The following is an 18,249-nucleotide window of genomic DNA, read 5'->3' as shown; positions in this document are numbered from 1 at the left end:
GGGCGGACTAGTAGCTAAGTGTCATTGCGGGAAACTCGGTGAAGATCTGATCGGCTAGCTCTATGAGCGGGGCGCTTAGCACAGGAGCAAACAGCCCAATCACCGCGACAACGACCAGAAGCTTCACGGTGAGCGGCAAGCTTTCATCCTGGATCTGCGTCGCCGCCTGGAGGATGCCGATGACGAGGCCGACAACCACTGATGCAATGAGCGGCGGTAGAATCCAGATCATGAAAACCACCAGTGATTGGCTCATAAGAGTAATGATGCTGGATTCAGTGATGATCAGCCTCCCGGTAACGTATAACTCAGCACAAGCCCATGCATCAATTTTGACCAACCATCAATGGCAACAAACAAGAAGATCTTGAACGGAACAGATATAACAGTTGGTGAGACCATCGACATACCCATTGCCATCAAGATAGTTGTCACTATCAGATCTATAACAATAAAAGGCAGATAAAGTAGAAATCCTATCTCAAATCCGCGCTTCAATTCTGATAGCAAGAAAGATGGTACAAGTATTGCAAAGTCATCAGGCGTGGCTGCAGCGTGCATTTCCTCTGGCCAGACCTTTTCTGTCGAAGATAGGAAAAATCGCCGCTGCTCTTCATTTGTGAATTTCTTGAGATGCTCGCGCAAGGGCTCACTTCCGGCTTTAGCGGCGCTTACCCAGTCGTCGAATGTCTGATAGTGGAGCTTGGGATCCGACATGCGGTCATAGGTCTGCTCAGCAACGGGCGCACTAACGAACATAGTGAGGATCATCGCCGCGGCGTACAGCACCACATTGGGTGGTATGGTCTGGGTCCCGAGCGCATTGCGGACGAGGAAAAGAACAATTGATACCTTTACAAAGGCCGTTGTCGTGGCAACTGCTAAAACCAGCAGACCGAGTCCGGCGGTAACCGCAAGAAGCGCCAGGATTGTCGGCTGAGCTTCACTCATTGCATGCAAACCCGCCACGGAGCCTGATGCCCAGCTCTTCTCCGATGCGGACAATGTCGCCACGCCCGATACGCTGACCATTGGCCACTATGTCGACCGGGCCGTCGATCGGCCATCCAAGTTCAAAAATATGCCCTTCGCCGGCACTTCTTAATTCCCCAAGAGAAATAGGCCAGCGGCCGCATTCAAAGACAAGCACGATCTCGACATCGTCGAGATCCTTAGTAAGCTCCAGTTGCGATCCGGGTTGTGTCATATGCGCACTCTCCAAAGGACACGGTCGCGGGCGGAAAGGCCCCCGCAAGATTAATTCATCGCCGTCAAGATCCGCCTCGGCGCACAACTGGCCGACAGCTAGGGTGATCTGGCCGCGGCCGAACGGCGCAATATCGGGCAACAATGCATCACCGACACATGCGCTTCGAAGAAGCGCCGCAGGAAGGCGAAGCGTGCCGACCTCTCCTGCAACAATGAGCGGGAGCTCTGGAGGCAGCCCGCCCAGCTGCCGCGGCAACTGGGCAAGCAGTTCGCCTAGCGCGCGAAACGCAGGCGGTACTAAGCCGTCAAGTGGCGTGAACAGGAATAGACGGCCCTTGCCCTTGACCGCGCCGAAAATGATGTCGAGTTCAAGATGAGGAGCCAGCATCGTGGCTTCGCATACCCGCACGAGTTGCACGTTCAGACGCGTCGTCTCCTCCAGTCGAGTGACAAGCGGCTCCAGAGCGAGTTCGAGAATTAGCGAAGCAGTTGGCTCGGAAGGGAAGGCCAAGCCGTTCTGCACTGTCGTGATGAACTCCTCTACGAGCGGGCGCGACAGTGACAAGATGACCGTTTCGGCTCCCACTCTCCAGACGCAGTCAAGCATCGGAATGGCAGCAGGTTCCTGCTGCCAGACAAGCCCTGCCGTTCGCACCGATAGCGGCACCTCGTTGATCCGGCTTTGAAACGGCGTGCGCGGCGCTGCTGTATCATTGAGCCACGAGACAACCGTGTGGGACAGTTTCAGAACTGGTTCGAACATGGCGGGTGTGACCGCAGCGTCTATCAAAGACTGCACGGTCGTGTCATTCGGACGACCTCTTGCGACCGTCGGATCCGGTTGCGCGGCATTTAGGCAAGCGACCCCCTCGCATATTTCAGCAGTATCTCATCGTCGGCCTCGATCTCGGCTGCGGCCTCCGAATGAGTCTCGACGGCGCGCCGCACGTCGTCCTCGATTTGTTGCCATTTGTCCCTTGCCGCCGAACATATGACCCATAGCTCCCTCGTCCTGGACGCCGCCATCTCAGCCTCCTCTTGAGCGATTTGGGTATCATCAAGCATCTGCCGTCTGGAATTGATCTCAGCGGCAAGTTGTTCAGTGTGAAGGCGGTGACGGTCGAGCGCTGCGCTAGACAAGTTGTCGAGTGACATCAGATGCTGATAGAGCGCTGCTTCTTTTCTTGAACAATGTTGCTGTATCATTGCAAGCTCCCTAGAGGCATTTTGTACGGCTGAGGCGGCCACATCGCGCTGGGCTTCCTTCTTGGACAGCTCGCCAAGGGCACGACGCTCTTGCATTTCCTTCAGAAGCCGTATACTCGAAGACTGAATCCAGTTTACGCGGTCAGACGCGACATCCATGCGACCGTCTCCTCGAAATCTGACGCGTCATCTTCGCTCTGGCGCAGAAACTCCCTCAGTTCGTCGATTGACGCGACAGCCCGGTCAGTCAGGGGATCTCCACCTGGCTTGTATTCGCCAACATTGATCAAGAACTCGGTCTCGGCATAGCGCGACAGGAGCTCGCGGAAAATGGATGCTGCCTTGCGATGTGTCCCCGAAACGACTGCATCCATGACGCGGCTGCGACTCTGCAGCACATCAATAGCGGGGAAATGCGATCGCGCCGCAATAGCGCGTGAGAGGATGACATGGCCATCGAGAATACCACGCGATTCCTCGGCGATTGGATCACCCGTGCCATCACCCTCTACAAGCACCGTATAGAAGGCCGTGATTGAGCCCCGCTCACCCATGCCGGCGCGCTCGAGCAGGCCTGGCAGCATGCCAAAAACGGAAGGAGGAAAGCCCCGTCGCGTCGGCGGCTCACCCGCAGCAAGGCCTATTTCGCGCATAGCGCGGCAGAAGCGCGTCAGCGAATCCAGCATGAGAGCAACGCGTAGGCCTTGATCGCGGAAATATTCCGCGAGCGCAGTCGCCATTGGAGCGCATTGCGCACGCTCTACCGCCGAGCGGTCGGATGTTTCAACCACGACGACCGTACGGAGAAGGCCCTCTTCACCAAGATTCCTTTCGATGAATTCACGAACTTCCCGTCCACGTTCGCCTATGAGCGCCACTATGACGACGTCAGCGGCGGCACCCTTTACGATCTGTGACAACAGCGTCGACTTGCCACCACCTGGCTCGCCATAAATCCCGATCCGCTGGCCCTCGCCGCACGTCAGCAGACCATCGAGGACACGGACCCCAAGCGGGAATGGCCGCTCAATCATGCGCCTCGTCATCGGATTGGGGGCTCTGCCATGCAGGGGCCGAGTTTCGACGGTCTTGATTTCGCCTTTGCCGTCCAATGGGCGGCAACGACTGTCGATCACGCGACCGAGCAAATCGCCGCCGACGGGCACCTCACGCATTCGGCCAGTGGCCACGACCTCTGCGCGGCTGGATAGGCCCACCAAGTCCCCGATCGGTGTCAGCAATACACCATCACCCGACAGGCCGATCACCTCGGCCTCGAGCGACAGCCCGGTTCGCGGGTCCTCTAGGAGGCAAAGTTCCCCAATACGAGTGTCTGGCAAGACGGCATGAACCAGTGTGCCGATAGCCCGCGTGATCCGACCGCGCACCGCACGCGTGTCAATTCGCTTGGCCGCAGCCCTCAAAGACGAGATTGCTGGAACGAGAGCTCGAGTGTGGGCGTCAGCGTTATGTTCTGGGACGGGCTTTCTCATAGCTCGCCTTTCTCACAGAGCGTCCCGAAACCAAGGCGCAGCGCGCGCATCTGGGCGTCAAGTCCAAGGTCAACATTGCCGTACTCGCTCCACAGCACGCAGCGTTGCGGCGACAATGTCGGGTCGGGCTCGATCCGCACCCTTGGTCGACCATCCTGGCCGTCGCATCGAGCAAACTCTCGTGCAAGCATGTCGACTTGCATGGGAGAAACATGAAGGCAAACGTCGGCGCCGCTGTATTGACACTCTATGGCGTGACGAACAGCCCTCACCAATAGCTCGCCCGGATCGAAAGCGCCGATAAGATCGCTCAATATTTCCATCACGAGCTGCGGCAATTCCTGCTCCAGAGCCGCCTTTCGTCGCGCGATTTCGGAGATTGTCTCCGCAATCAACCCTGCCATCTCCTCGGTGCCTGCATTCGAGCCCTCCATGTGGCCGCGCGCCCACGCCCGCTGGTAAACCGCGCGTGCCCAGTTTCGAACGCGCTGCCGATGCCGTTCTGCCGCGGCAAGGGCTTGCGCGGCGCTGTGCCAGGTTTCGAGCTCGCTCGCGGGTATCAGTGGTCCGACTGGACGCATCTGCGGCGCTATTGGCCCCTCGGAAAGTTCGACTGTCATTTCACCGGGGTCTCTGTCTCAAAATGAGCTACTACAAGTGAAAGCAATTGGCCGGCGGCGGTCCAATGCTCATGTGCTGGAGTCTCCGCGGCAGTCCCCTCGGGCAATCGAAGAAGCACGCGGTTACGCTCGGTCGCTGAACTGTCCTGGAGCCAAGCTCCAAGACATGCGTGTCCATCGTATTCGATTTGCTGAGCGAGTTTTTCTGGGTCCGAGATCAGTCTTTTGTCAACAGCATGCAGCAGGTGTCGGATTCCGAATGCGTGTGCATCCACGCCGATGCGTTTAACAAGGATGGCAAGCTCAGGCTGAGAGACAAACGCGACCAGCGAACGGGCATGCCAGATACTACCAGCAAGAAGGGTCGCTCGATATGGATCATGCCCGCGTAGAAGGTCCGGCCTGCAGCCGATGTGGTTCAGATCCACGTCATCGTTGCCCAGCAATTCTGCCAGCCTTGGATGCAGTCTGGAACACTTCTGCAACTTCACTAACGTTTCGGCCGATAACGCTGGATCAAGACGCGCCGCAAGACGGGTTGGATGGGCCGAAGCCGCAAGCTCGCTCGCGCCCGGAAAGTGCGGACCATCAGGTCGGGCGGTCTGTATAGGCATTGGCAATGAGATGTCACCCACGTCCAATTGCAGGCATTCTTTTGCGAATGGCCTCGACAGCAGAAGCATCCCGGCGCCCCTCGACCTTGGAAACGCCGGTTGATTGCTTGCGCCGACGCGTAACAACGCCGATCAAGAGATAACAGGCCACGGCGAATACGGCTGCGGCAAAACCTGTTACGGTCGCCAGAAGTGGCGCAGGAAGAGGTAGTGATGCTTGTGGCAAAACAGCAGTCGGATCGGGCCGTTGCTCGTGTGCGGAACGTTCTACCGGCACCAAAACCACTTCCACCTTATCGTAGGACAGGCCTTCGATGCTGTCGGCTACAAGCATCTTTATCTTTGGCAGCAGAGCCGCGACATTTGTTTTTGCGTCGTGCCTGATAAACACCGAGGCCGAGGATGGCGTGGCACCGGCTCGCACAAGGTCGTTATGCGGCAGCACGACGTGAACACGTACAGAAAAAACGCCATCGATATCGCTGATCGTCCGCGACAACTCTTCGCTCAGGGCATACACGTAACGGGCACGCTCTTCGGTCGGCGAGGCAATCAGGCCTGATCCTTGGAATATCTCACCGAGGTTCTTGAAGGATTGGCGCGGCAGCCCCTTGGCGTTCAGAAGGTTGATTGAGAAGGCGAGCAGCTTTTCGTCAACCTGGATCGTGCTGGTTCCATCCTTGGCGACCACCCGGATCGCGGCGACCCCGTTGTCTTCAAGAAGTGCGAGCATTTCATTTGCCTCACGCTCTTGCAATTGCGTGTAGAGGTCGGCTTTGCAAGCAGTGAGGGCGACGAGAACTGGCAGCATGACAAGTCTAACCGACCGCCACCCTGACAGGCCACGCATGATTTCGCCCTCGGCCAAGCCAATCATGCGCGCGGTTCAGCCTTCCTTCAAAAGTTTATTCACGGATGATGTGACGCCGCTGACGCCTTTGGAGATAAGCGCCACCTGGGTGACGCCGTTGTAAACATCCCGAAGACCAGCCATCATCGTTTCGAAGTCTTGCCCTTGTTGGGGAATGCCCGAGATTCCGGTTCCCGCCTCACCTGGAACGGGAAGCTTCTGCGCCGGTCCCGGTAGAGCGCCCTTCGAAAGGGCTATGTCATGGTCGAGCGCGGGGAAGGAAACAGTGTTGTGTGGATATAGGGAGGAAATCGTCTGCAACACGCGATCGCCCATGCCGCTCGTCGGCGCAGCCGCGCGCTGAACATCCATCGCCGCAGCAACTGGCGCCGCACTCGCTGGCCCCGCGGCGGCATCGTTTTTCAGCGAGTCGGCTGCATGCCCTAAGGCGCGCTCAAACTGGGCCTGCTCGACAATCGACGGTGATCCGACCCTGGGGAGGCCAGCCGTTAGAGTGGCAGAGATCGACGTGACAGGCATCATCATGTAAGGACTCGGTTGCTCTCTCTGACCGGGCGAGCCCCGCCCATTCATCACCCGGTGTCGGCGCAACACTCCTAGGGGGGCAAGCTGACAACAAGCTGACTAACGGCGGCGTCATTTCGACAATCTAAAATCTCTTCGGCAATTTAGTCACTTGTGATGATTTCAGCGTTTGGTTTATCAGTGCGACATGCCGAGAACGCTTATCCAACCCGTCACCCTGCATGTTTTGAGACTTCTTTGTGCCGGGTTTTTTCTGTCCACCGGGATTCACCCGGCGCATGCAGTCCCGCTGTCCCTTCCGGCGACACCCTATAGATACACGGTTCTGGATCAGGAGCTCGCTGCAGCGTTGCAGGAATTCGGCAACAACCTGAATATCAGGGTCAACATCAGTCCTGCGGTGAAGGGGCGAATTCGCGGACGTATGCCTGATTTGCCACCGCGCGCGTTCCTCGACCGCTTGACGAACCTTTACGGTCTACAATGGTACTATGACGGCCTTGTGCTCTATGTGTCTGCTGCACAAGAATCGCAAACTCGAATGCTTTTGATGACGTCGATTCGCTTCGATGCGTTCAAGGGGGCTCTCGACAAGCTTGATATCTCCGACGAGCGCTATGTGGTCAAACCCGTGCCAGGCAATGGCCTCGTCTTCGTTTCCGGTCCACCGCGCTTCGTCGCACTCGTGGAGCAGACCTTTAACGGCTTGGTGGCGCAGGCGCAGGCGCAGACTCACATAGCGGCAACGCCAAAGGAATCAGTGCTGATCTTGTTTCGCGGCTCCTCCACTACGGTCGTTCGCGACGGACGACCGGATGCTTCTTATTCTTCTGACATCCCACAACAGGATAGCGTTGGCGGGAAGCCTGAGCTGGGCAAGAAATGAACATTGAGGATTTCCCGCAGCTCTGAAGAACATGACTGCGGCTACCCCTTTGTGAACTCTTCGCAAACTCGTCAGTTTCTCGAAAGCTAATCCGCTCATGATGAGTCCCGGCAGCTCTCGCGGTGACTCCGGCCATTGTGTTGGACCGAACCTTGGAGCCGGCCCGGAACACAGCAATTGAAGGCAGGGCAGGCGCATTCGTGACCTGCCGACGCTTGGAATTGTCGAATTTTGTGAAACGCAAGGGATCTTCTGTCGGGGTCTCTTGTGGGGATTTCAACGTCACGTCTGAGGATGCATAATGTCGGCCAGTAATCTTTCAACTTTCTACCGCTCAAATTCGCTACAGTCCGCAAGGGGTTGGCCGGGCCTGAAAGTTTCCCATTTTGCGACCCAGCATCAGCAAAGTGCATCGTGCTTCGAAGCGATGCTGTCCACTTGTGTGCTGGCAGACAAGCCCGGCTCTTTCGCGCAAGGGGATCTGCCAGCGTCGAATCTTGATTCGACAATGGATAAATTGCGGCAGGACCCTTTGGGCCATCTGGCACCGGATGTCTTGACATTGAATGGCTTGGAGCAACACCCACTGGATCTGCTGCCGCCAAATATGAGGGCGGCTCTCAAGGAGGACCAATCGCAACGCTCCAAGGCGACTGAAGCCCAACATCTGCTCGGCGTCACTCCGAAGATCGAGCCGGCTCCCAGGCCGAGCCCCGGAATCACGTGGAACGGTGGGTCGCTGACCACGGCTGAGTTGCAGATTGTTGCGGTACTCAACCGTCACAAGGACCAATGCCCGCTTACTTGGAAGTCGTTGACCGACAAAGCCAATGATCCCTCTACGCCACCGGATCTGAAAGCGGCGATCCAGGGACTGCAGCAGGATTCGGGACTTTTTTATGCGATTGGCTCGCAGGGCGACGGCCGCTGTGGAGGCAAGATCAACGCCAAGGACTTGGCCGGATTTTCAAACCACCACCCACAAGTTGCTGCATTTCAGGAAGCCCAAGCGCGAAGCTACGAGCAGAACTACATACCATCCGACGGCAGCGGAGGTTTGCAGCCTTCGGTCATGACCTTGAGCGATGCCTTGCGGGAGTTTTACCGGTACTCCGAAAATCTGTCCAAGGACCTGAGTCTGGATGAGTTCAAGAAAATGGTCGGCGGCGAATCGAAAAACGGCAAATTTCCGCCCCAGGTCATTGCGGCGGCGCAATATTTCCTCGATCACCCCGATGCTTGGAACCAGTTGTGCGGTGGCTCGAAAGGGAAGATGCACAAAGAGGATTTCCTGCAAGTCGCCTCATCGTCGATGAGCCTCACGCAAACTGAGCTGAATACGGTCGAGATGATCAAGGACCATCAGGACACGTTCTTTGGAAGCGGTGTTCTGACTCGCGACAAACTGGCGAAAATGAAAGACGACAAGAGCCTTGATCCGAAAGTGCGGGAAGCAGCCTCTCAGCTCCTTTCAGATCCTCTTTTGTTTGGCCTCCTGAACAATTCGATCACGGGCTATAAGACCCATCATAAATTCTTCGACTTTGGCGGCGGGCATACGGTTGATTCCGGCAATATCAGCAAAAAAGACTTTGCCCATTTTTGCACAAACATGTCGTCTGCGAACCGCAACGTTCAGCAGCCAATCACCCACGGCGCCCAAACCGCAGAAGAGCAGAATGCCGTCGCGGACATGAAGATGGGCCTGATGGACCAGCCTGACATTAAGTCAGCCAAAAAGAACGGCGGGGCCGTCATGCACGTCGTCGACTCCGTGCTCAAAATCGAGACGAAAGTGCTCGACTTGGCGGCAACGGCGGTGGGACTGCTCAGCTTCATTCCGGGCCTCGGACAAGTAGCCGATCTTGCCTCGATGGTTCTCGAGGCTGAGTCGCAAGCAGCCAATCTCCTGCGTACGGCCATTAACGGAGGCGATATGAAGCGAGCGCTGGAGGAAGCTGGCCTCAATATGGCCGCGCAGGCGATCGGCCTTATCGCAGGCCCCGAGGTCAAGCTGGCCATTCGAAATGGGCTCGTAAAGCACCTGATGGAAGAGGCCTTGGCGGCAGGCATTGATCTTTCGGTCTCGACGGCGCAGGACTACGCAGAAGGCTATGTGAATAACCTCAAAGCGCGCCTTGCAGGCGGCCCTGAGCAAAGCCTAGGCCTTCCGAGCATGCCATCATTCCAGAGTGTGGCAAGCAATGTGCCCTTCGTCGGCATTGCCTTATCCTAGCCGTCGCCTTGCGCGGAAGCTTTGGCTCGCGCGCTGACATAAGGGTCATTGTGGCACAAGCAGGGGTTCATCCGCATCAACGCAAGCGGTGTTCCTGACGCCATCTGGATCGGACTGTGAGGGGGATGTCCGAAGTCTGTGAAGACTTCGGTATATGACGACTTCAGAGTTACGCTGAGCCCAGCCATCTCGAGCCGGTGCGCCGGGTCGAGGTTTTCACGGGCGCCGGCCGGTAGCGGGAATGGTCTCCGGAAGGCACGGCGCGGATGGTGGCGGAGCGGCGCAGCCGAAGGAACGGCTGTCGCGCGCCCAGGGCGGCCTCCCGAACAGCAGACGATGATCTCCTGCCTTGGGCCTATATCCTCGTGCCACGCTCAAGGCAGTCGGCTGAAAACAGCGCTGATTTAAAACAGCATTATCCTGCACTGCACCCTCGATCCTTGCGCTCACCGATCGCTCGTCGACACGCACGCGGTCAAGTCGTTATCGGCGCTATGCCGATGGGCTTCGAGAGCAAGGTGGACGCTGAGCGGTGCGTCAGCCTCAGGGCGCGGCTGGCCAGCTTTGGGTCTCACGCTCTATGACGGCAACACCCGGCTGATCCACTTGGCCTGTTCGCGGGCTCCCGGCAGCGGCGCGGAAGCCACGGTCCGCCTTCCTCGGCTTCAGGCCAAAGATACCGCAGCATGCTCCAGAGCTATGTCTGCCGCCTTCGCCCCATCGTCGCTGGTCATGTGGAAAGGACAAGCAGGCTACGCACCCTATAATCCCGTCGGGCAGGATTCGACAGTCGACGGCGAGACATTCGCCAAACCTCCCCCTTGATTCTCAGCAACGTTAAAAAAAATTCACATAATGTTCGTGAGTGTAGTCTCCTGTCAGGTGGTACATTAGCCCCAATATCTGGCGTCTTAGTCGTAGAAAGGACTGTGATCTATCTTCCATTAGCATCCATACCAGCGGATTTACAGCAAATGACGAGAGAGGTCTCATGCGGATTGATGGGGATAGAAGGGCTAGCGGCTTGCTGCATCCCGTCCGGGTTGATGCTAACCAATGTTGACACTGGTAAATCGCCTAAGGACGGCAGCGCATCTTGATCGCCTTCGAATCCTGGGCCTTTGCGCGCATGCGGATCTAACCGTCGGCGAGCTGGCCGATATTACCGGTCTGCCTCGCGAGCAGGTTCGACGCCACGTTCGGCGGCTGGTCAGAGCCAACTTTCTTTGCTGCAACGAACAACGTCCGCAGTCTTCGTACCATATGCAAGCAGGAGGCAAGGATGGCGAGCTGGCTCAATTGGTGGTCGATCTCCTGCCCCACGATGATGGCCATCATAAAAGAGACCTACAACGCCTGGAAGCAATACAAGACGCGCGGTTGAAGGGACCGCCTGCTTGATCGTGAAATAGATCAGTCCAAATGGAGCGCGACTACCATGGATAACTCCGCCGGCGGCGCCATCGCGCAGCCCGACACTTACGGGCGGCCTCACTTAGCCGCCGTCGACTCCCGCGTTCACGAACTGCTTCTAAGACAGGAGCGTCAGGAGCGGACAACTCTCAAACTGATCGCCTCCGAGAACTTTGCCTCCTCGGCGGTGTTGGAAGCGACCGGGTCGATTTTCACCAACAAGTATGCCGAGGGATACCCCGGTGCGCGCTACTACGCCGGAAACGAGATCGTCGATGAGCTTGAGACCCTCGCGATCGAGCGCCTGAAAGCGCTATTTGGCAGTGAACATGCCAACGTCCAGCCTTATTCAGGCTCGCCAGCCAACCAGGCTGTCTATCGCGCGCTTTTGAGCCCCCGTGACAAAGTCATGGGCTTGCCTTTACCCGAAGGCGGCCATCTGACTCACGGTTGGTCCGTCAATTTTTCCGGCAGCGATTATCAGCGCGTCCCGTACAGGCTGCACGAAAAGACACAGCAAATTGACTATGACCACTTGCGCGAGACCGCCAAGCGGGAACGCCCGAAGCTAATTTGGGTCGGCGGAACTGCTTATCCGCGTATTTTTGACTACGCGGCAATGGCCGAAATTGCTTCGGAGGTGAACTCGTATCTGGTGGCTGACATCGCCCACATCTGCGGCCTGGTTGTCGCAGGAGTGCATCCGAACCCCGTGTCCCATTGCGATGTGGTCACCAGCACCTCTCACAAGTCGATCCGCGGTCCCCGGGGTGGCTTCATTTTATCAAGGAATGAAGACCGTTATCAGCCCCTCCATCATCCGAAGAGCAAACACAATCTGGCCAAACGTATAGACCGCGCCGTGTTCCCTCTTCTGCAAGGCGGACCGCATATGAATACTATCGCCGCGCTTGCCGTCGCTTTGCAGGAAGCAGCGAACTCGTCCTTTCGTGTCTACGGTCAGCAGATCGTCCACAACGCCAAGGCTCTGGCCCAGGCACTTCTGGAGCGAGGTTATGAACTCGTCACCGGGGGCACTGACAATCACATGCTGATCCTTGATCTTCGGGACCGGTCGCTGTCAGGCAAAGCCTATGCGGAGCGCTTATCGCGTGCAGGCATCATTGCGAATTTCAATATGGTCCCGGGCGACCGGCGGCATCCGGCGCTGACAAGCGGCATCCGCTTAGGGACACCAGCGGTGACGTCCATGGGCATGCGCGAAACGGAGATGGTGCAGATCGCCGCTTTCATCGACTCGGTCTGCCGCCAGCCCGATGACCAGGAAGTTCATGCGAGCGTACGAAGAGACGTTGCCGACTTCTGCACTGCGTTCGATGTTCCCGGCATCCCCGACCGATAAGCCACCCCAATCCAGAAACTCCTCACTAACTCCAGCACTTGAAGCGAGGGCATTTTTATGACCAGGCAGTTCGTGTTCTCTTCCGAATCCGTCGGCGCGGGACACCCCGATAAGATGGCAGACAACATCTCCGATGCCATTCTCGATGCGGTCCTGCGCACCGATCCGAAGGCGCGCGTCGCCTGTGAAGTGTTGGTGAAGACGGGGATGGTCGTTGTGGCTGGCGAGATCACCAGCCATGCCCACATCGATTACAGCCAAGTCGCCCGCGATACGATACTCGATATTGGCTACGACGATGATGCGATTGGCTTTGATGGTCGACGTTGCGCCGTCGTTCTGGCCCTCACCGAGCAGTCGCCCGACATAAGCCAGGGCGTTGATGAAGGACGAGGGCAGGATCTCGGGCAAGGGGCAGGGGATCAGGGCATCATGTTTGGATTCGCATGCAACGAGACGGATACATTGATGCCCCTGCCGATCCAACTCGCTCACCATTTGACGAAAAGACAGGCCGAGGTCCGGAAAGCGGGACAGCTTGGCTGGCTGCGTCCGGACGTGAAATCTCAAGTGTCGGTACGCTACGAAGGGCTCCGCCCGGTGGCGCTGGATACCATAGTCCTGTCAACGCAGCATGACGAAGCGGTCTCACAAGCCACGGTCCGCGAAGGCGTCATTGAGGAGATCATAAAACCGGTCCTGCCGGCCCACCTGGATACTTCGGGGATCAGATTTCTGGTCAACCCAACAGGGCGGTTCGTGGTCGGTGGGCCTGCCGGCGACTGCGGCCTCACAGGACGGAAGATCATCGTCGATTCCTACGGTGGGACCGGGCGTCACGGCGGCGGTGCCTTTTCGGGCAAGGACCCATCCAAGGTTGACCGCTCGGCGGCCTATGCCGCCCGGTATGTCGCGAAGAACATCGTTGCCAGCGGCCTTGCGGAGGTCTGCGAGGTTCAGCTTGCCTACGCGATCGGCGTGGCCAGTCCGGTTTCTGTCATGGTCAATACCTTCGGAACCGCAAGGATCGAGGAAAAAAGGATCGAGCGCCTTGTTCTCGAGGTTTTCAATCTCCGACCGAAAGGCATCATCAAGATGCTTGATCTCTTACGGCCGATATACCGCAAGACGGCGACATACGGACACTTCGGGCGTGAAGAGCCTGAGTTCACTTGGGAGAAGACGGACAAAGCTGACGATTTGCTGCGTGAAGCCGGACCGGCAGCTGCGTGAGGGCGGCTGGATCAAGCGCATGCGGCAACCCATTTCAACTCGCGAGACCACGCCCGGCCGGCGTGGCAAGAAGCCGGCTCGGGTTTTGGCGGAGATTTTGATGCCGGATTATGACGTGCTTTGCATCGGCAATGCCATTGTCGACATCATCGCCCAGTGCGACGAGGAATTCCTCGAGACCAACGGCATCATCAAGGGCGCGATGAACCTCATCGACACACAACGCGCCGAACTGCTCTACAGCCGCATGGGCCCGGCGATCGAAGCGTCCGGCGGCAGCGCCGGCAACACGGCGGCCGGCGTCGCCAGCTTTGGCGGCCGCGCGGCCTTCTTCGGCAAGGTCTCCAACGATGCGCTGGGCGAAATCTACGCCCACGACATCCATGCGCAGGGCGTCGCCTTCGGCACCACGCCGCTCAAGGGTGAGCCGCCGACGGCGCGCTCGATGATCTTCGTCACGCCCGACGGCGAGCGCTCGATGAACACCTATCTCGGCGCCTGCGTCGAGCTTGGCCCTGAGGATGTCGAAGCCGACAAGGCGTCCGGCGCCAAGGTCACCTATTTCGAAGGCTATCTGTGGGACCCGCCGCGCGCCAAGGAGGCAATCCGCCAGACGGCGAAGCTGGCGCACGCGGCAGGCCGAGAAGTGTCGATGACGCTGTCGGATTCGTTCTGCGTCGACCGCTACCGCGACGAATTCCTCGAGCTGATGCGTTCGGGCACGGTCGACATCGTCTTTGCCAACAGCCACGAGATCAAATCGCTCTACCAGACATCCTCGTTCGACGAGGCGCTGGCGCAGATCCGCAAGGATTGCCGGATCGCCGCCGTGACCCGCTCGGAAAAAGGCTCCGTGATCGTGCGCGGCGACGAGACGGTGGTGATCAAGGCGACCGCCATCAAGGAACTGGTCGACACGACGGGCGCCGGCGATCTCTATGCCGCCGGCTTCCTGCATGGCTACACGCAAGGCCGCGACCTGCAAACCTGCGGCGACCTTGGCTCACTGGCGGCCGGATTGGTGATCCAGCAGATCGGCCCCAGGCCCCGGCAGAATCTGCGCCGCGAGGCTGAGCAGGCGGGATTGCTTTAACAACCGTCAAGCTGCCGCCCCTCACCGTCGCGCAGTTGTCATACATCGCACCTACACGCAATCTGGGCGTCCCGCGACTGACATTTCGGTGCGCCCTCAGTCAGTTGGGGTGTCAAGAAATGCTGGACAGCATGCTGTCGGGCGGCAGGATTCGTTGCCGCCGCGATTTCCGTTTTCCGCACTAGAAGTTCAACAATCGGCCGCAGCTGAGGGGGAGCGCGCGGCCAGAAGACAGATGCATGAACAGATTTCAAATCCAGGGCCTCAAGCAGGACGACTTCGCGGAGATGGTCGCGGAAGACGTCGAACGTGCACTTGCCCACTATGACGAGGCCATCAACAAGCCCACCATGGTCTCGGTCGGCAAGATCGCCGGCAGCATAGCGTCCGCCGTCACCTTGCTGTCACCGAAGCACCGGCGCGCCATCGACGCCATCCATGCCGACCTGCCCGGCCTGGCGTCGAAATTCGTGCGCGCGCTGGCGGCGGAAGCCGCGCGCCGCAGCGAAGCCGGTATTGCCGGCGTGACAAATCCGCCGACGACCCCGTTGGCCGATGTCGAGCCTCCTTCGCTGCCAAAGTCCGACGATCTCGAATCGATGCTGATCGAGGACTGGGCCGGCCGCGTCGCCGGTTCGACCTATCTGGAAGAGCATCTGCGCATCGCCCGCTCGACCCTGCACCGCTGGCAGCGGCGGGGTGAGGTCATCGCCTTGCGCAAGGGCGGCCGCAAACATGTCTTCCCGCTGGCGCAGTTCGTCGACGGCCGGCCGGTTGCAGGCATTCGCGACGTGCTATCCCTGATCACCAATCCGAGGCTCGCATGGCTGTGGCTGACGCGGCCCTCGGCGCAGCTCGACGGCCGCGTCCCGATCGACTTGCTGCGGCAGGATCAGGTGGACGAGGTCGTCGAGGCCGCGCGCGTATTCGCGCCGGGCTGAACGCCTCGCGGACTCACCGCTGAGGCCAGCCCCTCAAGTCCCCGCCGTGTACGCCGCGATCGCCGCCATGTTGACGATATCGCTGTCCTTGGCATTCAGCGACACGATCTGAACCGGCTTGTTCAGGCCGACCAGCAGCGGCCCGATCACCGTCGAGCCGCCGAGTTCCTGCAACATCTTGGTCGAAATCGAGGCCGAGTGGAACGCCGGCATGATCAGCACATTGGCCGGGCCGGTCAGGCGGATGAACGGATATTGCGCCATGGCGCGGGCGTTGAGGGCGACGTCGGCGGCCATTTCGCCGTCATATTCGAAATCGACGCGGCGCTTGTCGAGGATGCGCACGGCTTCCTGGACGCGCTCGGAGCGTTCGCCCTGCGGATGGCCAAAGGTGGAATAGGCGAGCATGGCGAGCCTCGGCTCATAACCCATGCGGCGGGCAAAGCCTGCCGCCTCCTCGGCGATGTCGGCGATCTGCTCGGCGTTCGGCATATCGTGCACGGCGGTGTCGGCGACCAGCACGGTCTTGCCCCGCGCCAGCACGATCGAGACGCCGATGACGCGGTGGCCGGGCTTGGCATCGATGACGCGGCGGATGTCGTCGAGCGCGGTCGAATAGTTGCGGGTGACGCCGGTGACGATGCCGTCGGCGTCACCCAGCGCCACCATGCAGGCGGCAAAGTGGTTGCGATCGTTGTTGATCAGCCGCTGGCAGTCGCGAAACAGGAAGCCTTTGCGCTGCATGCGCTCGTAGAGGTAGTCGGTGTAGATGCCGTTGCGGCGCGACAGCCTTGCATTGATGATCTCGATGCCTTGCTTGTTGAGATCGATGCCGGCGTGCTTGGCGTTTTCCTTGATGACGTCGTCGCGGCCGAGCAGGATGGCGGTGCCGAGCTTCTGGTTCACATAGGAGACGGCGGCGCGCATGACCTGTTCCTCCTCGCCCTCGGCGAAGACGATGCGCTTGGGCTGGCGGCGCACGCGGTCGTAGATGCGCTGCAGGGTCGAGGCGATCGGGTCGCGGCGGGCCGACAGTTCCTGCGCGTAACGGTCGAGGTCAAGGATCGGCTTGCGGGCGACGCCTGAATCCATCGCCGCCTTGGCGACCGCAATCGGAATGGCCGAGATCAGGCGCGGGTCGAACGGCACCGGGATGATGTAGTTGGGGCCGAATTTCGGCCGATTACCCTGATAGGCGGCGGCGACGTCGTCGGGCACGTCCTGGCGCGCCAGTGCCGCCAGCGCCTGGGCGGCGGCGATCTTCATGTCGTCATTGATGGTGGTTGCCCTGACATCCAGCGCGCCGCGGAAGATATAGGGGAAGCCGAGCACGTTGTTGACCTGGTTCGGATAGTCCGAACGGCCGGTGGCCATGATGGCGTCGGTGCGGATCTCGGCCACTTCCTCCGGCGTGATTTCCGGATCGGGATTGGCCATGGCGAAGATGATCGGGTTCTTGGCCATCGACTGCACCATGGCGGTGGTCAGCGCGCCCTTGGCGGAGAGGCCGAGGAAGACGTCGGCGCCGTCGAGCGCCTCGGCGAGGCTGCGCGCCTCGGTCTTCACCGCATGCGCCGACTTCCACTGGTTCATGCCTTCGGTGCGGCCCTGGAAAACCACGCCCTTGGTGTCGCATAGGATGATGTTTTCCGGCGAAAAGCCCATCGCCTTCATCAGCTCGATGCAGGCGATGCCGGCGGCGCCGGCGCCGTTGCAGACCATTTTCGTGGTCTTCATGTCACGGCCGGTGATCTCCAGCGCGTTGATCAGGCCGGCGGCGGAGATGATCGCGGTGCCGTGCTGGTCGTCATGGAAGACCGGGATGTCCATCAATTCGCGCAGCCGCTGCTCGATGATGAAGCATTCCGGCGCCTTGATGTCCTCGAGATTGATGCCGCCGAAGGAGGGCCCGAGGAAACGCACGCAGTTGATGAACTCGTCGGCGTCCTCGGTGTCGACCTCGAGGTCGATGGAATCGACATCGGCGAAGCGCTTGAACAGCACCGCCTTGCCCTCCATCACCGGCTTGGAGGCCAGCGCGCCGAGATTGCCGAGACCGAGAATGGCTGTGCCGTTGGAGATGACTGCGACCATATTGCCGCGCGTCGTGTAGTCGAAGGCGCGCGAGGGGTCTTCGGCGATGGCCAGGACCGGAACCGCGACACCAGGCGAATAGGCGAGGCTGAGGTCGCGCTGCGTCGCCATCGGCTTGGTGGCGACGACCTCCAGCTTGCCCGGCCGACCCATGGCGTGGAATTCGAGCGCTTCCTGCGCACTGACGGACGGACCGCTGTTCTCGGTTTTCCTGGCCATGATGTACTTGATTTCCTCACCGGTGCAGCACCTCGTTGAAGCGGGTGCTTTGTGTCGGACCGAATTAAGACCACGCGCCGCCGCGTGTAAACTGCCAGCGTGCGGAATCGCGGTTGGTACGCGCGATTGCGGGCATCCTGCCGTCCCGGTCGTCCCCTGTTTTTCGAAGCCCCGGCATTAAACCGCGCGATCACATCTGCTAGCGTGCGGCGCATGAACATGCACAGCCCGAA

Annotated in this window: 17 protein-coding genes; 7 read left to right on the top strand and 10 right to left on the bottom strand. The window is 59.4% G+C overall.

Annotation, left to right across the window (positions count from 1 at the left end; genetic code table 11):
* Positions 1-7: 7 nt before the first annotated feature.
* From EN884_RS00370 to EN884_RS00330, 9 genes are all read right to left on the bottom strand, one after another.
* Entirely contained in the window at positions 8-283 is a 276-nt protein-coding gene (locus EN884_RS00370; RefSeq protein ID WP_024505375.1) for an EscS/YscS/HrcS family type III secretion system export apparatus protein, read from the bottom strand.
* A 2-nt stretch (positions 284-285) separates the two neighbouring features.
* The gene (sctR, locus tag EN884_RS00365; protein WP_029354851.1) at positions 286-951 is read right to left on the bottom strand and encodes a type III secretion system export apparatus subunit SctR; all 666 of its coding nucleotides are present in this window, start codon (positions 949-951) and stop codon (positions 286-288) included.
* Positions 944-1,972, bottom strand: a complete 1,029-nt coding sequence (gene sctQ / locus EN884_RS00360) for a type III secretion system cytoplasmic ring protein SctQ (RefSeq protein WP_095769044.1) — start codon at positions 1,970-1,972, stop codon at positions 944-946. Before sctQ ends, sctR begins: the two co-directional genes overlap by 8 nt.
* Before the next feature lie 89 nt (positions 1,973-2,061).
* Positions 2,062-2,574 (bottom strand): hypothetical protein, encoded by a 513-nt coding sequence (locus tag EN884_RS00355; RefSeq protein WP_063169269.1) that lies wholly within the window; start codon positions 2,572-2,574, stop codon positions 2,062-2,064.
* Positions 2,550-3,908 carry a type III secretion system ATPase SctN gene (sctN, locus tag EN884_RS00350; protein ID WP_063169268.1) on the bottom strand — a complete coding sequence of 453 codons (1,359 nt, stop codon included), beginning with the start codon at positions 3,906-3,908 and terminating at the stop codon, positions 2,550-2,552. Before sctN ends, EN884_RS00355 begins: the two co-directional genes overlap by 25 nt.
* Positions 3,905-4,528, bottom strand: coding sequence for a type III secretion system stator protein SctL (gene sctL, locus EN884_RS00345; RefSeq protein WP_024505371.1), 624 nt, complete (start codon positions 4,526-4,528; stop codon positions 3,905-3,907). The genes sctN and sctL overlap by 4 nt, the downstream gene beginning before the upstream one ends.
* On the bottom strand, positions 4,525-5,163 hold the full coding sequence (locus EN884_RS00340; RefSeq protein WP_306462320.1) for a nodulation protein NolU: 639 nt from the start codon (positions 5,161-5,163) through the stop codon (positions 4,525-4,527). The genes sctL and EN884_RS00340 overlap by 4 nt, the downstream gene beginning before the upstream one ends.
* Positions 5,156-6,019 (bottom strand): type III secretion inner membrane ring lipoprotein SctJ, encoded by an 864-nt coding sequence (gene sctJ, locus EN884_RS00335; protein WP_024505369.1) that lies wholly within the window; start codon positions 6,017-6,019, stop codon positions 5,156-5,158. Before sctJ ends, EN884_RS00340 begins: the two co-directional genes overlap by 8 nt.
* 9 nt (positions 6,020-6,028) lie before the next feature.
* Positions 6,029-6,538: a nodulation protein NolB gene (locus EN884_RS00330; protein WP_024505368.1), complete on the bottom strand. Its 510-nt coding sequence runs from the start codon at positions 6,536-6,538 to the stop codon at positions 6,029-6,031.
* A gap of 187 nt (positions 6,539-6,725) precedes the next feature.
* On the opposite strand from EN884_RS00330, the gene EN884_RS00325 reads away from it, so the two are divergent.
* From EN884_RS00325 to EN884_RS00295, 7 genes are all read left to right on the top strand, one after another.
* On the top strand, positions 6,726-7,424 hold the full coding sequence (locus EN884_RS00325) for a secretin N-terminal domain-containing protein (RefSeq protein ID WP_024505367.1): 699 nt from the start codon (positions 6,726-6,728) through the stop codon (positions 7,422-7,424).
* A 301-nt stretch (positions 7,425-7,725) separates the two neighbouring features.
* On the top strand, positions 7,726-9,660 hold the full coding sequence (locus EN884_RS00320) for an HrpF/NolX family T3SS translocon protein (RefSeq protein WP_024505366.1): 1,935 nt from the start codon (positions 7,726-7,728) through the stop codon (positions 9,658-9,660).
* A gap of 1,056 nt (positions 9,661-10,716) precedes the next feature.
* Positions 10,717-11,061 carry a helix-turn-helix domain-containing protein gene (locus EN884_RS00315; RefSeq protein WP_082826567.1) on the top strand — a complete coding sequence of 115 codons (345 nt, stop codon included), beginning with the start codon at positions 10,717-10,719 and terminating at the stop codon, positions 11,059-11,061.
* A 37-nt stretch (positions 11,062-11,098) separates the two neighbouring features.
* Positions 11,099-12,436: a serine hydroxymethyltransferase gene (gene glyA / locus EN884_RS00310; protein WP_063169266.1), complete on the top strand. Its 1,338-nt coding sequence runs from the start codon at positions 11,099-11,101 to the stop codon at positions 12,434-12,436.
* A gap of 57 nt (positions 12,437-12,493) precedes the next feature.
* Positions 12,494-13,669: a methionine adenosyltransferase gene (gene metK, locus EN884_RS00305; RefSeq protein WP_063169265.1), complete on the top strand. Its 1,176-nt coding sequence runs from the start codon at positions 12,494-12,496 to the stop codon at positions 13,667-13,669.
* Positions 13,670-13,769: 100 nt separating this feature from the next.
* Positions 13,770-14,762 carry an adenosine kinase gene (locus EN884_RS00300; protein WP_128360445.1) on the top strand — a complete coding sequence of 331 codons (993 nt, stop codon included), beginning with the start codon at positions 13,770-13,772 and terminating at the stop codon, positions 14,760-14,762.
* Between the two features lie 239 nt (positions 14,763-15,001).
* A complete protein-coding gene (locus EN884_RS00295) occupies positions 15,002-15,703 on the top strand; it encodes an antitoxin Xre/MbcA/ParS toxin-binding domain-containing protein (RefSeq protein WP_063169907.1) in 702 nt (233 codons plus the stop codon).
* A gap of 33 nt (positions 15,704-15,736) precedes the next feature.
* Here the strand turns inward: EN884_RS00295 and EN884_RS00290 are convergent, their stop codons facing one another.
* Complete coding sequence (locus EN884_RS00290) at positions 15,737-18,016, bottom strand: NADP-dependent malic enzyme (protein ID WP_024501796.1); 2,280 nt, start codon at positions 18,014-18,016, stop codon at positions 15,737-15,739.
* Between the last annotated feature and the right edge of the window lie 233 nt (positions 18,017-18,249).

The sequence above is a fragment of the Mesorhizobium sp. M7A.F.Ca.AU.001.01.1.1 genome (assembly GCF_004022735.1).
In the GTDB taxonomy this organism is placed as follows: Bacteria; Pseudomonadota; Alphaproteobacteria; order Rhizobiales; family Rhizobiaceae; genus Mesorhizobium; species Mesorhizobium ciceri.
This window is presented reverse-complemented; position numbering and strand designations above follow the sequence as displayed.